This window comes from Methylobacterium ajmalii, assembly GCF_036448855.1.
Lineage (GTDB): Bacteria > Pseudomonadota > Alphaproteobacteria > Rhizobiales > Beijerinckiaceae > Methylobacterium > Methylobacterium ajmalii.
Map to the genome: position 1 here is coordinate 1 of NZ_JAZFXT010000067.1, position 14,171 is coordinate 14,171.

General features: G+C 69.8%; 13 protein-coding genes and 1 pseudogene. 9 read left to right on the forward strand and 5 right to left on the reverse strand.

The features are described 5' to 3' along the window. Positions 1-3: 3 nt before the first annotated feature. Positions 4-597: a histidine phosphatase family protein gene (locus tag V3T34_RS27470; protein WP_060849412.1), complete on the reverse strand. Its 594-nt coding sequence runs from the start codon at positions 595-597 to the stop codon at positions 4-6. A gap of 82 nt (positions 598-679) precedes the next feature. Between V3T34_RS27470 and V3T34_RS27475 the strand changes: the two genes are divergently transcribed. Then, positions 680-1,633: a polyphosphate kinase 2 family protein gene (locus V3T34_RS27475; RefSeq protein WP_331369327.1), complete on the forward strand. Its 954-nt coding sequence runs from the start codon at positions 680-682 to the stop codon at positions 1,631-1,633. Positions 1,634-1,833: 200 nt separating this feature from the next. On the opposite strand, the gene V3T34_RS27480 is transcribed toward V3T34_RS27475, so the two are convergent. Then, positions 1,834-2,490, reverse strand: a complete 657-nt coding sequence (locus V3T34_RS27480) for an alpha/beta hydrolase (protein WP_060847528.1) — start codon at positions 2,488-2,490, stop codon at positions 1,834-1,836. A 256-nt stretch (positions 2,491-2,746) separates the two neighbouring features. Here V3T34_RS27480 and V3T34_RS27485 point away from each other — a divergent pair, with 256 nt between their 5' ends. From V3T34_RS27485 to V3T34_RS27510, 6 genes are all read left to right on the forward strand, one after another. Then, complete coding sequence (locus V3T34_RS27485) at positions 2,747-3,922, forward strand: cysteine desulfurase family protein (protein ID WP_331369328.1); 1,176 nt, start codon at positions 2,747-2,749, stop codon at positions 3,920-3,922. A 69-nt stretch (positions 3,923-3,991) separates the two neighbouring features. Next, positions 3,992-5,461, forward strand: a complete 1,470-nt coding sequence (sufB, locus tag V3T34_RS27490; protein WP_060847530.1) for a Fe-S cluster assembly protein SufB — start codon at positions 3,992-3,994, stop codon at positions 5,459-5,461. Positions 5,462-5,574: 113 nt separating this feature from the next. Continuing rightward, positions 5,575-6,327 carry a Fe-S cluster assembly ATPase SufC gene (gene sufC / locus V3T34_RS27495; RefSeq protein ID WP_091888057.1) on the forward strand — a complete coding sequence of 251 codons (753 nt, stop codon included), beginning with the start codon at positions 5,575-5,577 and terminating at the stop codon, positions 6,325-6,327. A 2-nt stretch (positions 6,328-6,329) separates the two neighbouring features. After that, positions 6,330-7,649, forward strand: coding sequence for a Fe-S cluster assembly protein SufD (sufD, locus tag V3T34_RS27500; RefSeq protein ID WP_331369331.1), 1,320 nt, complete (start codon positions 6,330-6,332; stop codon positions 7,647-7,649). A gap of 57 nt (positions 7,650-7,706) precedes the next feature. Then, positions 7,707-8,951: a cysteine desulfurase gene (locus V3T34_RS27505; protein WP_060847533.1), complete on the forward strand. Its 1,245-nt coding sequence runs from the start codon at positions 7,707-7,709 to the stop codon at positions 8,949-8,951. A 7-nt stretch (positions 8,952-8,958) separates the two neighbouring features. Then, on the forward strand, positions 8,959-9,348 hold the full coding sequence (locus V3T34_RS27510) for an SUF system Fe-S cluster assembly protein (protein ID WP_060847534.1): 390 nt from the start codon (positions 8,959-8,961) through the stop codon (positions 9,346-9,348). Between the two features lie 6 nt (positions 9,349-9,354). Here the strand turns inward: V3T34_RS27510 and V3T34_RS27515 are convergent, their stop codons facing one another. Continuing rightward, positions 9,355-9,948, reverse strand: coding sequence for a Uma2 family endonuclease (locus tag V3T34_RS27515; RefSeq protein WP_331369329.1), 594 nt, complete (start codon positions 9,946-9,948; stop codon positions 9,355-9,357). A gap of 135 nt (positions 9,949-10,083) precedes the next feature. Here V3T34_RS27515 and sufA point away from each other — a divergent pair, with 135 nt between their 5' ends. Next, entirely contained in the window at positions 10,084-10,464 is a 381-nt protein-coding gene (gene sufA, locus V3T34_RS27520) for a Fe-S cluster assembly scaffold SufA (protein WP_060847536.1), read from the forward strand. Positions 10,465-10,515: 51 nt separating this feature from the next. Here sufA and V3T34_RS27525 read toward each other — a convergent pair whose 3' ends face one another. Beyond that, a complete protein-coding gene (locus V3T34_RS27525) occupies positions 10,516-11,580 on the reverse strand; it encodes a GGDEF domain-containing protein (RefSeq protein WP_060847537.1) in 1,065 nt (354 codons plus the stop codon). A gap of 124 nt (positions 11,581-11,704) precedes the next feature. Then, positions 11,705-13,327, reverse strand: a complete 1,623-nt coding sequence (locus tag V3T34_RS27530) for a DEAD/DEAH box helicase (protein ID WP_331369330.1) — start codon at positions 13,325-13,327, stop codon at positions 11,705-11,707. A 636-nt stretch (positions 13,328-13,963) separates the two neighbouring features. Between V3T34_RS27530 and V3T34_RS27535 the strand changes: the two are divergent. Continuing rightward, a pseudogene (locus V3T34_RS27535) lies at positions 13,964-14,171 on the forward strand (porin family protein); the annotation flags it as partial.

Sequence of the window (14,171 nt, forward strand, 5' to 3'; positions counted from 1 at the left end):
GGGTCAGACCCAGCGCCGTCCGCCGGGCTCGAGCAGCAGGACGCGGCCCTGCAGGATCTCGAGGTGGGGCGCCTCCTCGGTGCTCGCGACGCCGAGCGACACCATGACGGCGCGGGCGACGCCGCCATGCGCCACGATCACCGTCGGGCCGTCGAGGGCGGCGAGGAGCGGGCGCACCCGCTCGGCCACCATGGCGTAGCTCTCCGCGCCCTCGCCGGGCGGGCAGAAGCCCCAGCGGTCGCGGTCGCGGGCCTGGGAGCGGGCCGGGTCCGCGCGGCGCACGTCCTTCCAGGTCAGGCCCTCCCAGGCGCCGAAGCCGATCTCGCGCAGGCGCGGATCGGTGGCGTAGCCGGCGGGATCGAGGCCGAGCGCGCGGCGCAGGCCCTCCATCGTGTGGCGGGTCCGCTCCATCGGGCTCGATACGAAGGGCAGGGCGGCGACGCCCTCGCCGACGAGGCCCGCCAGGCGCTCGCCGACCTCCGCGGCCTGGGCCACGCCCTTGCGGTTGAGGGCGATGTCGCGCTGGCCCTGCAGGCGGCCTTCGGCGTTCCAGTCGGTCTCGCCGTGGCGCACGAAGTAGATCGGCGCCCGGATCACCAATCGCACCTTTCGGAACGGCCCCGCTTCGCTGTCGTTATCGCCTGCACACGCCGTTCCTCGTCCGAGCCCCCGCCTTCCGATGTCGAAGAAGAACCCGAAAGACAAGACGGTTTCGCTTTCCGGCCATCCGCGGCCCTCTTCCGCCGCCTGGGCGAACGAGGCCGGGCTGCTCGCGGCGGCGAGCCCCGGCTTCCTCGCCGAGCACGGCGCGACGATGCCGGTGCCTCCCCCCGGCGTGGTCCAGTCGCGGCCCGAGGCGCCCTGCCGGCTGGCCGAGATCGATCCCGACGCGCCGGGCTCCTCCGACGGCAAGGCGCAGGCCGAGGCCGACCTCGCCGAGGTGCGCGCCCGCATCCGCGACCTGCAGGAACGGCTTTACGCCGAGCGCAAGCGCAGCCTGCTGGTCGTGCTGCAGGCGATCGATACCGGCGGCAAGGACGGTACCATCCGGCACGTCTTCGAGGGGGTGAACCCGCAAGGGTGCCAGGTCGCGTCGTTCAAGACGCCGAGCGCCGAGGAACTCGACCACGATTTCCTGTGGCGCTACCACCGCCAGGTGCCGGCCCGCGGCATGATCGGGGTGTTCAACCGCAGCCACTACGAGGACGTGCTGATCGTCCGGGTCAAGCAGCTGGTGCCGGAGGCTGTGTGGCGCCCCCGCTACGATCTCATCAACGACTTCGAGCGCCTGCTCACACTCTCGGGCACCACGGTGCTCAAGATCTTCCTGCACATCTCGAAGGCCGAGCAGAAGGAACGGCTCGAGGCCCGCCTCGCCGATCCGACCAAGAACTGGAAGTTCGATCCCGCCGATCTCGTCGAGCGCCAATCCTGGGACGCCTACCAGGGCGCGTTCCAGGACGCGCTGACCCTCTGCGGCACCCGGCTCGCGCCCTGGCACGTCGTGCCGGCGAACCGGAAGTGGTTCCGCAACCTCGCGGTCGCCCGTCTCGTCGCCGACACGCTGGAGGCGATGGACCCGCGCTACCCGGAACAGACGGCGGATCTGAGCAGGATCACGGTGCCGGATTGATGAAACCGTCCGCCCGTATCGGGCTCGTCATCCCAACCGCCACCTCATCCTGAGGTGCGACCGCAGGGAGCCTCGAAGGAGGGCTCCAGAGAGACCCGAGCCTTCTGGAGCTCTCCTTCGAGGTCAGTCGATCGACGATCGACTGACACCTCAGGATGAGGGTGGGGGGGAGTGGCGAGCTCGCCCGAGCGTGGCAGCCGTTACGCCGCCTCGTCGCGCTTGCCGAGGCGCTTGTCGAGATAGGTGTCGACCGTCTGGGTCAGCTCGTCGACCTTGCCGTCGAAGAAGTGGTTGGCGCCGTCGACGATCTGGTGCTCGATGATGACGCCCTTCTGGGTCTTCACCTTCTCGATCACCGGCATCACCTCGCGGGCCGGCGCGACCCGGTCCTCGGAGCCGTGCACGAACAGGCCCGACGAGGGGCAGGGAGCCAGGAAGCTGAAATCGTAGCGGTTGGCCATCGCGGCGATCGAGATGAAGCCCTCGATCTCCGGGCGGCGCATCAGGAGCTGCATGCCGATCCACGAGCCGAACGACACGCCGGCGATCCAGCAGGCGCGGGCCTCGGGGTTCACCGCCTGCACCCAGTCGAGGGCGGAGGCCGCGTCCGACAATTCGCCGACGCCGTGGTCGAACGAGCCCTGGCTGCGGCCGACGCCGCGGAAGTTGAAGCGCAGTGCGGCGAAACCGCGATTCGCGAACGTGTAGAAGAGGTTGTAGACGATCTGGTTGTTCATCGTCCCGCCGAATTGCGGGTGGGGATGAAGCACGATGGCGATCGGGGCGCCCCGCTGCTTGGGGGCCTGGTAGCGCCCCTCGAGCCGGCCGGCAGGACCGGCGAAGATGACCTCGGGCATGAACCACCTCTCCAAAGGCTTCAACGGTGCGTGAGCGCGGCGCGCCGGCGGACGAGAGGGCCGGGCCGGAACCTTGACTCGGGTCCCGTCTCCCATAAAAGCACCCTTAGAACGGTTCTAGATGACTAGAATCATTCTAAACAACCGGGTGCTGAAGTCCCGCGCCTCGCGCCGGTGAGCACGCACCGTCTGATTACGCGTATCCGGGGCGGGCCTTAGCACGGTCCCCGGGGGGAAAGGCAAAGGAATTCAGCGCATGGAGCGCGAGCGCGCCTATCTCGACCATAACGCGACCTCGGCGGTGAAGCCTGAGGTTGCGCAGGCGGTCGCGCGCGCGCTCGTCGAGTTGCCGGGCAACCCGTCCTCGATCCACCGGGAGGGCCGCGCCGCCCGCGCCGCGATCGAGGCGGCCCGCGCCCGGGTCGCGGGGCTCGTCGGGGCGGCGGCCTCGCGGGTGGCGTTCACGAGCGGCGGCACCGAGGCGTCGAACGCCGTCCTGTCGGGCGCACTGCGGCGGCGCGGCCTGCCGGCGCCGACCCGGCTCCTGATCGGCGCGACCGAGCACCCGTGCGGCCTGCAAGGGCACGGGTTCACGCCCAACGCCACCGAGATCCTTCCGGTTGATGCGGACGGCGTCCTGCGTCTCGACGTCCTGGAGGCGCGGCTCGCGACCTTGGCGGGGGAGGGCGTGACGGCGCTGGTTTCGGTCCAGGCCGCCAACAACGAGACCGGCGTGGTCCAGCCCCTGGCGAGGGTTGCGGCGCTGACATGCCAGCACGGCGCCCTGCTCCACACCGATGCGGTCCAGGCCGCTGGACGGATTTCGATTGGGCGCAATATATTCGCCGCGGATGCCGTGACCCTCTCGGGCCACAAGCTCGGCGGGCCGAAGGGCGTCGGGGCGATCGTGCTCGGGGAGGGGGCGGGCCTGGAGCCGGCCTTCATCCGCGGCGGCGGCCAGGAGGCGCGGCTGAGGGCCGGGACCGAGAACCTGCCGGGCATCGTCGGGTTCGGCCTCGCCGCCGAGCTGGCGATCGCCGCGCTGCCGGAGGAAGCGGTCCGCCTCTCCGCCCTGCGCGACGGGATCGCCGCCGGGGTGCGGGCGCGGGCGCCCGAGGCGGTGGTGTTCGGTGAGGGCGCCGAGCGCCTGCCGAACACGCTGTGCTTCGCCGTGCCGGGACTCAAGGCCGAGACGGCGCTGATCGCCCTCGACCTCGACGGCGTGGCGGTATCGTCCGGGGCGGCCTGCGCCTCGGGCAAGGTGTCGCGCTCCGGCGTGCTCGCGGCGATGGGGGTCGAGTCCGCCCTGTCCGCGGGGGCGCTGCGCGTGAGTTTGGGGTGGAACAGCCGGCAAGGCGACGGGGAAAGGTTCCTCGCGGCCTTCGATCGGCTGGTTTCATCCCTATATAAGCGTCGGGAGCGGGCCGCGTGAGCGCGTGCCTCGCATCCGGCCGTGTCATCACCTCGCGGCCCTTGAAGCCGTAAGCGGTAGGAGACGGGTATGCCTGCAGTGCAGGAGACGGTCGATCGCGTTCGCGCCATCGATGTCGATCAGTACAAGTACGGTTTCGAGACCACGATCGAGATGGAGAAGTCCGAGAAGGGCATCTCCGAGGACGTGATCCGCTTCATCTCGGCCAAGAAGGACGAGCCGGAGTGGATGCTCGAATGGCGCCTCGACGCCTATCGCCGCTGGCTCACCATGAAGGAGCCGAACTGGGCGCGGGTCGAGTACGACAAGATCAACTACGACGAGCTGTACTATTACGCCGCGCCGAAGCGCAAGGCGGCGCAGTCGCTCGACGAGATCGACCCCGAGATCCTGAAGACCTACGAGAAGCTCGGCATTCCGCTGCGCGAGGTCGAGGTGCTGGAGGGCATCGCCCCCGAGCGCCGCGTCGCCGTCGATGCGGTGTTCGATTCGGTCTCGGTCGCCACCACCTTCAAGGCCGAGCTGGCCAAGGCCGGCGTCATCTTCATGCCGATCTCGGAGGCCCTTCGCGAGCATCCCGAGTTGGTGCGCAAGTACCTCGGCTCGGTCGTTCCGGTCACCGACAACTACTTCGCGACGCTGAACTCGGCGGTATTCTCCGACGGCTCGTTCGTCTACATCCCGCCGGGCGTGCGCTGCCCGATGGAGCTGTCGACCTACTTCCGCATCAACGAGCGTGACACCGGCCAGTTCGAGCGCACACTGATCATCGCCGACAAGGGCTCGTACGTCTCGTACCTCGAGGGCTGCACCGCCCCGAAGCGCGACGACAACCAGCTCCACGCCGCGGTGGTCGAGCTCGTCGCTCTCGACGACGCCGAGATCAAGTACTCGACGGTCCAGAACTGGTACCCGGGCGACGCCGAAGGCCGCGGCGGCATCTACAACTTCGTGACCAAGCGCGGCGATTGCCGCGGCGCGAACTCGAAGATCTCGTGGACGCAGGTCGAGACCGGCTCGGCGATCACCTGGAAGTACCCGTCCTGCATCCTGCGCGGCGACAACTCCCGCGGCGAGTTCTACTCGATCGCGGTGTCGAACGGCATGCAGCAGGTCGATTCCGGCACCAAGATGATCCATCTCGGCAAGAACACGACGAGCCGGATCATCTCGAAGGGCATCTCGGCCGGCCGGTCGCAGAACACCTACCGGGGCCTCGTCTCGGCGCACAAGAAGGCGAAGGGCGCGCGCAACTTCACCAACTGCGACTCGCTGCTGATCGGCGACCAGTGCGGCGCGCACACCGTGCCGTACATCGAGTCGAAGAACGCCTCGGCGGTGTTCGAGCACGAGGCCACCACCTCGAAGATCTCCGAGGACCAGAAGTTCTACTGCCTGCAGCGCGGCCTCTCCGAGGAGGAGGCGACCGCGCTCATCGTCAACGGTTTCGTCCGCGACGTGCTGCAGCAGCTGCCGATGGAGTTCGCCGTCGAGGCCCAGAAGCTGATCTCGATCAGCCTGGAAGGCTCGGTGGGCTGATCGCCCCTTCACGGTTCCCGGCGACGCGCCGGGAACCGCCCCACGCCCGATACCGCCCATTACGGACGCGGCGCCGCACGCTCGGCCCGCGCTCCCGTCAGGACTATTCTATCATGCTGGAAATCAAGAACCTGGTCGTCAACATCGAGGACAAGCGCATCCTCAACGGCCTCAGCCTGACCGTCAACGACGGCGAGGTCGCCGCCATCATGGGGCCGAACGGCTCCGGCAAGTCGACCCTGTCCTACGTCATCGCCGGCAAGGAGGACTACGAGGTCCTCGACGGCGAGATCCTGCTCGACGGCGAGAACATCCTGGAGATGGAGGCGGATGCCCGCGCGGCGGCCGGCATCTTCCTCGCCTTCCAGTACCCGCTGGAGATCCCCGGCGTCGGCACGATGACCTTCCTCAAGGCGGCGATGAACGCCCAGCGCAAGACCCGCGGCGAGGACGAGCTGACCACGCCCGACTTCATGCGCCAGGTCTTCGCGGCCGCCGACAAGCTCGAGATCAACCGCGAGATGCTCAAGCGCGCCCTCAACGTCGGATTCTCCGGCGGCGAGAAGAAGCGCATGGAGATCCTGCAGATGGCGCTGCTCTCGCCGCGCTTCTGCGTCCTCGACGAGACCGATTCGGGCCTCGACATCGACGCTCTGCGCATCGTCTCGGAGGGCGTGAACGCGCTGCGCGCCCAGAACCGCAGCTTCCTGGTCATCACCCACTACCAGCGGCTCCTCAACCACATCGTGCCCGACACCGTGCACGTCATGGCGCAGGGCCGCGTGGTGAAGTCCGGCGGCAAGGAGCTCGCCCTCGAGCTCGAGGCCTCGGGCTACGCCGAGTACCGGGCGAACGAGGCCGCGTGACCATGGCCGACGTCACCACCCTCCGCACCGCCGCCGAGACCGGGCTGTCGAAGCTCTTCGAGGTCCAGCGGCTCAAGCTCCCCGGCGCCGCCATCGCCCGCGAGGAGGCCTTTCGCTACTTCGAGGCGGCGGGCCTGCCGCATCGCCGCGTCGAGGCGTTCAAGTACACCGACCTGCGCGCGGCCGTGCGCGAGGCCGCCCCGCCGGCCGAGGCGCCCGAGCCTGAGACCGCCCGCAACGCCGTCAAGGCGGCCCGGGGCTTTGCCGGGATCGAGGCCGCGCGCCTGACCTTCGTCAACGGCCACCTGGTCCCGGCGCTCTCCGACCTCTCGGGCCTGCCCGAGGGCCTGGAGGTGGTGACCTTCGCGAAGGCCATGGCCGAGGGCCACCCGCTCCTCGACCATCTCGCCCCGGTCGAGCAGACCCGCGAGAACCCGATCTACCAGCTCAACGCCGCCTTCATGGCGGACGGGGCGGTGATCCGGGTCGAGGCCGGCGCCAAGGTCGAGCGCGCCCTGCACCTGCGCTTCGTCGGCACCGGGTCGTCGCCGTTCTCGACCGCGACCCGCGTGCTCGTCGTCGCCGGCGAGGACTCGGAGGTGACGATCCTCGAGAGCCACGAGGGCCCGGACGGGATCGCGTACCAGCCCAACGACGTCCTCGACGTCGTGATCGCCGACCGCGCCCGCGTGCTGCACAGCCGCCTCAACATCGAGGGCGACGCGGCCATCGCGCTCTCGACCGTGTCGGCCCGCCTCGGCGCCGGCTCGCACATCGAGACCGTCAACGTGGTGACCGGGGCGGTGCTGTCGCGCCACCAGCTCTACCTGCACTTCGCAGGCGACGACGCGACCGCCACCGTCAACGGCGCCGCGATGATCCGCGACGGCCAGCTCGCCGACTCGACCCTGCTCGCCGACCATGCCGCCGTCGGCGGGATCAGCCGCGAGCAGTTCAAGACGGTGATCGACGGCGACGCCACCGGCGTGTTCCAGGGCAAGATCATCGTCCGCCAGGTCGCCCAGAAGACCGACGGCAAGATGAAGTCCGACTGCCTCCTCCTCACCGACGAGGGGCAGATGATGAACAAGCCGGAGCTGGAGATCTTCGCCGACGACGTGGCCTGCGGCCACGGTGCCACCTGCGGCGCGCCGGACGACGAGCTCCTGTTCTACCTGATGGCCCGCGGCCTGCCGCGGGCCCAGGCCGAGAGCCTGCTGGTCCAGGCCTTCCTCGGCGAGGCGATCGAGGCGGTGTCCCACGAGGGCGCCCGCGCCGCGATGATCGCCGAGACCGAGGCCTGGCTCGCTCGCCGCGGCTGACGACGACGGGGCCGGCCCGAGCGGGCCGGCCCGACCCCGTACGCACGAGAGCCCGACATGAACGCACCCGTCCTGCAGACCCCCTACGACGTCGAGGCGATCCGGGCGCAATTCCCGATCCTGTCGCAGCAGGTCTACGGCAAGCCGCTGGTCTATCTCGACAACGCCGCGTCGGCCCAGAAGCCGCGGGCGGTGATCGACGCGATGTCGGGCGCGATGGAAACGGCCTACGCCAACGTGCATCGCGGCCTGCACTTCATGGCGAACGCGGCGACGGACGGTTTCGAGGGCGCGCGCGAGACGACGCGCCAGTTCCTGAACGCCCGCTCCACCGACGAGATCATCTTCACCCGCAACGCCACCGAGGCCTACAATCTCGTGGCGAGCAGCATGGGCTGGGCCGGCCTGATCGGCGAGGGTGACGAGATCATCCTGTCGATCATGGAGCACCATTCCAACATCGTGCCCTGGCACTTCCTGCGCGAGCGCCGCGGCGCCGTGCTGAAGTTCGCCCCCGTCGACGACGAGGGCAATTTCCTGGTCGAGGAATACGAGAAGCTCTTCACGCCCCGCACCAAGATGGTGGCGATCACCCAGATGTCGAACGTGCTCGGCACGGTGACGCCGGCGGAGGAGATCGTCCGCATCGCCCACGCCCACGGCGTGCCGGTGCTGCTCGACGGCGCCCAGAGCGCGGTCCACCAGGCGGTCGACGTCCAGGCCCTCGACTGCGACTTCTTCGTCTTCACCGGCCACAAGGTCTACGGGCCGACCGGCATCGGCGTGCTCTACGGCAAGAAGGAGTGGCTGGAGCGCCTGCCCCCCTACCAGGGCGGCGGCGAGATGATCGAGATCGTCGAGGAGGAGCGCGTCACCTACAACGCGCCGCCGCACCGCTTCGAGGCCGGCACCCCGGCGATCATCGAGGCGATCGGGCTCGGCGCGGCGCTCGAATTCATGATGAGCCTCGGACGCGAGCGCATCGCCGCCCACGAGGCGCACCTGCTCGCCTACGCGCAGGAACGCCTGCGCGGCATGAACAGCCTGCGGATCATCGGCACGGCGAAGACCAAGGGCGCGGTGATCGCCTTCGAGATGAAGGGGGCGCACGCCCACGACGTCGCGACCGTGATCGACCGCCAGGGCGTCGCGGTCCGCGCCGGCACCCACTGCGCCATGCCGCTGCTGAAGCGGTTCGGCGCCACTTCCACCTGTCGCGCCTCGTTCGGCCTGTATAATACGACGGCGGAGATCGACGCCCTCGTCTCGGCCCTGACCCGGGCCGAACGGATGTTCGCGTGAGGACCCCATGACCGATACCCCCGCCGCGACCGGCGCGACGACCCCGCCGCTGAACGCGCAAGTGACCGCTTCCGCGATCCCGCCGGAGGAGATGGACCGCCTGACCGACGGCATCGTGGCGGCGCTGAAATCCGTCTACGATCCGGAGATCCCGGCCGACATCTACGAGCTCGGCCTGATCTACCGGGTCGACATCGCCGACGACCGCAACGTCGCCATCGACATGACGCTCACCGCCCCGGGCTGCCCGGTGGCCGGCGAGATGCCGGGCTGGGTCGAGAACGCCGTCTCGGCGGTGCCGGGCATCGCCGGCTGCAGCGTCACGATGGTGTTCGATCCGCCGTGGGACCAGAGCCGGATGTCGGACGAGGCCCGCATCGCGCTGGACATGTGGTGAGCGGGTTCAGCGCATCGCGTCGGTGATGCGGGGCGGGAAGGCGAGGCCGTCGTAGATTTCGGCGAGCGCCAGCTCGGCCCCGATCTCCGGCAGGGCGATCATGGCGGCCAGCCCCTCGAGCAGCTCCGGCCGCCAGCCCTCCGCCTCGCGGCGGTAGAGCAGGGCGACCGGGGCCACGGTCTCGAGGAGGAGGATGTATCGCAGGCTCGGATGCCGCTTGTACTCCTCCAGCTTCACGGTCCGGTCGACGGTGGTCGTGGACGGGGAGGCGACCTCGACGACGAGGCGCGGCTCGCGGGCCTCGTGCGTGTCGTAGACCATCTCGCCGCACTCGACCGTGACGTCGGGCCGCCGGATCGTGGTGAGGCTGGTGCGCAGCGAGACGTCGTCCGTCGTCGGCCGGCAGCGGGAGCCGCGGAGCTGATTGCCCAAAGCGATGATGACGTTCACCGTCACGCGGTCGTGCTGGACGCTCGCCCCGGTCATCATCCGGTGCTTCGGGATCGGAACGCCATCCACGAGCTCGAACGGCTCGTCCTGGCCCTCCTGCCAGCGGAAGAATTCCTCCGGCGTCATCCGCCGCCGTGCCGCTTCCGCCATGGCCGCCTCCGTGCGATCCCATCCTAGCACGTCCCGCCGGTGGACCATCGGCAACGGGATGCTTATCTTCCGAGACGTAACTTCACGCCTCAACCGCCCGGGCCTTGAACCCGGCCGCCGGAGAGAGTTTTGACCATGGCACCGAGCTTCAAGGTGATGTCGCTGACGGACGCCGCCGCCGCGCGGATCAAGGGCATCATGGCCGACGCGGAGCGCCCGATCGCGGGCCTGCGCGTCGGCGTCAAGAACGGCGGCTGCGCCGGGATGAGCTACACGATGGAATACGCCGAGGAGCGCAAGGCCGGCGAGGACATGATCGAGGACAAGGGCGTGCGCGTCTTCATCGACCCGAAGGCGGTGCTGTTCCTCCTCGGTACGCAGATGGATTTCCAGACCACGAAGCTGTCGTCGCAGTTCGTGTTCAACAATCCCAACCAGACCTCGGCCTGCGGCTGCGGCGAGTCGGTGGCGATCACCCCGGCCGATCCCAACGCGCTCACCGCCGCCCACGCCTGAGGGCAGCGTTCTCCCGGGCGGCCGCCGCGTGCGGCCCGCCTTGGACCGAATTCAGGCGACGTCGTGCATCGTATCGGCAGGCACGCCGTCGTCGACGACGCGATTGCGGCCCGAGCGCTTGGCGGTGAACATGCAGTGGTCGGCCCGTTCCAGGAGCGACACCGCGGTGTCGCCGCGGCGATAGATCGCCACGCCGACCGAGATCGTGATGCGGCCCAGGCTCTCGCCGGTCGAGCGCTTGACCAGCTCGCGGCCCATCACGCTGGTGCGGACCTTCTCGGCCACCTCGCGGGCGCTCGCCCGGTCGCAATCCGGCAGGATGATCCCGAATTCCTCGCCGCCGAACCGCGCGATCGTGGTGCGGGTCTCGACGCTCTCGCGCATCGTCATCGCCACCAGGCGCAGCACCTGATCGCCGGTCAGGTGGCCGTAGAGGTCGTTGAAGCGCTTGAAGTGGTCGATGTCGAGGACGACGAGGCAGAGCGGCTGTCCCTGCACCGCCGAATGGTCGACTGCCTTGTGCAGCATCTCCTCGAAGTGCTTGCGGTTGCCGATGCCGGTGAGGGGATCGGTCAGGGATTCGACCCGCACCGCTTCGAGGGTCTCGCGCAGGGTCTCGATCTCGTTGCGGCTCTCGCGCATCCGCGCCTCGAGGGTGCGGTTGTTGGCCGCCACGTCCCGGGTGGTCACGACGAGCGACGAGATGATCTCGCGCACCCGGGCGCGGTTGACCGCCGGTGCGGCGAGATCCTGGCTGAAGGCCTGGAGCGAGGCGCCGTAGCGCGCCGTCGAGCCGAGCGCGGTGTCGAGCATCTCCATGATCTGCTCGATCTCGGCCAGCACGCCGTTGCTCGCCCGCTCGGTCTCGCTCGAGAGCCGGCGGCCGTCGAGATAGGTCTCGAACAGCTGGTCGACGGCGTTGTCGCTCAGCGCGCCATGCTCGGCGGTGATGCGCTTGACGGTTTCGGTCAGTTGCGGGTTGAGGCCGGCGACATAGGTGTACCAGACGGCGTAGCTGCGGGGCGTCGCCGACGAGCGATACGCCTTCATCAGCTCCATCGCCCGCTGACCGAACAAGAAGCTCCGATCGAGGTCGGCGCTGCTCAGGTCAGGCATCGAACGTCTCCGCGCTGGGCGCCGGCTTCGTGCCGCCGCCTTCCGGAGACCATTACGGTCGTTCCGTGGAGAAGCAGTTAAAGCCGGCGCCCCTAAAGCGCCGGCAGACGAGAAAATCCGGAGACTACTCGGAATCCGGACGCTTCTTCAGCACAACCGGCCGTAGCAGGAAGGCCGGGACATGATCGCCCAGGCCGACCGCGGCGTCCGGCATCGCGTCGTCGTCGCGGTTGCGCCCGCGGTCGTTGCGGCGGGCGGGCGGGCGCTCGTCGCGGGGACGACGCTCCTCCTGAACCGGACGCTCTTCCCGGGGAGCACGCTCCTCGCGGGGAGCACGCTCCTCGCGGGGAAGACGGTCCTGCCGGGGACGACGCTCCGGCCCGCGGGCCTCCTGCGGGCGGCGCTCCTCGGCGGCGGGCCGGGCCTCGGCGGCCTGCCCCTCGCCGGTGCCGCGGGTGGGCTCCTCGGTGCGGGGGCTGCGGGCGCGGCGCCGGCGCGTCTCGTCGCGGCGGCCGCCTTCCTCGCGGCGCCCCTCGTCCTTTCGGCCCTCGTCGCGGCGGCCGCGGCCGCCCCGCCGGCGGCGATCGTCCGCCTCGCCGGGCTCCTCGTCGGGAAGGCTGGCGAGGTCACCGTCGGCCCACGCGATCGGCTGGCCGATCAGGGTCTCGATCGCGGACAGCGACTTCTCGTCGCCGCGGCCGACCAGGGTGAAGGCGGCGCCCGCCCGGCCGGCCCGGCCTGTGCGGCCGATCCGGTGGACGTAGTCCTCGGCGTGGTGCGGGATGTCGAAGTTGAAGACGTGGCTCACCGCCGGGATGTCGAGGCCGCGGGCGGCCACGTCGCTGGCCACCAGCAGCGGCACCTCGCCGGAGCGGAAGGCGTCGAGCGCCGCCATGCGGGCGCGCTGGTCCATGTCGCCGTGGAGAGCCGCGACGTTGAAGCCATGGTTCGACAGCGACTTCTGCAACTGCGCGACGTCGCGCTTGCGGTTGCAGAAGATGATGCCGTTGTTGAGTTCCTCGGCCGCACGGATCAGCTTGCGCAGCGTCTTGCGCTTCTGGTGTCCCTCGGCGCCCGTCGCCACGAGGCGCTGGGTGATGGTGGTGGCGGTGGAGGCCGGGCGCGCCACCTCGACCCGCACGGGGTTGTGCAGGAAGTCGTCGGCGAGGCGCTGGATCTCCGGCGGCATGGTCGCCGAGAAGAACAGCGTCTGGCGGGTGAACGGCACCATCTTCACGATGCGCTCGATGTCGGGGATGAACCCCATGTCAAGCATCCGGTCGGCCTCGTCGATGACGAGGAGCTCGACGCCGGTGAGCAGCAGCTTGCCGCGCTCGAAGTGGTCGAGGAGCCGCCCGGGCGTCGCGATCAGCACGTCGACGCCGCGGGTGATCTTCATGTCCTGGTCGGCGAACGAGACGCCGCCGATCAGGAGAGCGACGTTGAGCTTGTGGTTGGTGCCGTAGCGCTCGAAGTTCTCGACGACCTGCGCGGCGAGCTCGCGCGTCGGCTCGAGGACCAGCGTCCGCGGCATCCGGGCGCGGGCCCGGCCCTGCTCGAGCATGGTGAGCATCGGCAGCGTGAAGGCCGCCGTCTTGCCGGTGCCGGTCTGGGCGACGCCCAGCACGTCGCGCCGCGCCAGAACGTGCGGAATGGCTTGGGCTTGGATCGGGGTCGGCGTGGTGTAGCCCGCGGCCTCGACGGCCTGCTGGACCTTCTCGCTTAAACCCAGTTCGGCGAATGACATCCTGAGGAGAACCGTTGCGCGCGGGCCGATCGGGCCGGCGCGGAGAAACCGTCGCGGCAACGGCCGGGAGGCAAAGTCGTTTCGCAGCCAGTCCCGCGCCGGTGATCCGAGGCGGGACGTTCACGCCATTGCTCCGTCGCGTCGGGCACGCGACCGCCCGCAGGACACGCCCGATGCGCGGGCATTTGTCAAGTGCTGGCCGTGATTTGTCCGGTGACGGCGACGACCCGGCGCCGGGCCGCCGGGGGCGATCGCGGCGGCGCCCCCGCGCGGGAGACGGCGGGCCCCGGCGACACCGGCCGGCTCGGCGCCTCGGGCCGTGGGGAATCCCGCGATTACCGGTGGGTCGAGGACGGCGCCGGGCGGCGTTCTCCGGATGCGGCCGGGCGGGGAGGTGCGGCCGGACACATCTTCCGCACAGGCCGGGTGGACATCGCCCGGGGTGCGGCCGCGGTGCCATGGTTAACGACAAGTCACCGTCGCAGCTCGATTTTTCCCGCTCCGGGTGGTCCGCGATTCACGCTTCGTTGACGGGTGGCGGGGTAAACCCTGGCCTCGTTGCAGGAATGCGACAGACCGGGTGACCGACCGGGGATAGAAGCGCGCCGGCTCTCGCCAATCAGGACCAGTCAGACAATGAAGAAGATCCTCCTCGCCTCCGTGGCCCTCGTCGGCCTGTCCGCCGCTGCCTCGGCCGCCGACCTGCCGCGTCGCGTTGCCCCGCCGCCGGTCTTCACCCCGGTGCCGGTCTTCACCTGGACGGGCTTCTACGCCGGTTTCAACGCCGGTTACGGCTTCAACACCGCTGACACCCGCGCCCCGACCGTGATCGGCGTGCCGGCCG

What these genes read in the sequence shown, in the direction of transcription:
- V3T34_RS27525 (WP_060847537.1), bottom strand. Translation starts at nt 11,580, where the DNA reads ATGCCTGACCTGAGCAGCGCCGACCTCGATCGGAGCTTCTTGTTCGGT.
- V3T34_RS27505 (WP_060847533.1), top strand. Translation starts at nt 7,707, where the DNA reads ATGAACGCACCCGTCCTGCAGACCCCCTACGACGTCGAGGCGATCCGG.
- V3T34_RS27485 (WP_331369328.1), top strand. Translation starts at nt 2,747, where the DNA reads ATGGAGCGCGAGCGCGCCTATCTCGACCATAACGCGACCTCGGCGGTG.
- sufA (WP_060847536.1), top strand. Translation starts at nt 10,084, where the DNA reads ATGGCACCGAGCTTCAAGGTGATGTCGCTGACGGACGCCGCCGCCGCG.
- sufC (WP_091888057.1), top strand. Translation starts at nt 5,575, where the DNA reads ATGCTGGAAATCAAGAACCTGGTCGTCAACATCGAGGACAAGCGCATC.
- V3T34_RS27510 (WP_060847534.1), top strand. Translation starts at nt 8,959, where the DNA reads ATGACCGATACCCCCGCCGCGACCGGCGCGACGACCCCGCCGCTGAAC.
- V3T34_RS27530 (WP_331369330.1), bottom strand. Translation starts at nt 13,327, where the DNA reads ATGTCATTCGCCGAACTGGGTTTAAGCGAGAAGGTCCAGCAGGCCGTC.
- V3T34_RS27515 (WP_331369329.1), bottom strand. Translation starts at nt 9,948, where the DNA reads ATGGCGGAAGCGGCACGGCGGCGGATGACGCCGGAGGAATTCTTCCGC.
- sufD (WP_331369331.1), top strand. Translation starts at nt 6,330, where the DNA reads ATGGCCGACGTCACCACCCTCCGCACCGCCGCCGAGACCGGGCTGTCG.
- V3T34_RS27475 (WP_331369327.1), top strand. Translation starts at nt 680, where the DNA reads ATGTCGAAGAAGAACCCGAAAGACAAGACGGTTTCGCTTTCCGGCCAT.
- V3T34_RS27480 (WP_060847528.1), bottom strand. Translation starts at nt 2,490, where the DNA reads ATGCCCGAGGTCATCTTCGCCGGTCCTGCCGGCCGGCTCGAGGGGCGC.
- sufB (WP_060847530.1), top strand. Translation starts at nt 3,992, where the DNA reads ATGCCTGCAGTGCAGGAGACGGTCGATCGCGTTCGCGCCATCGATGTC.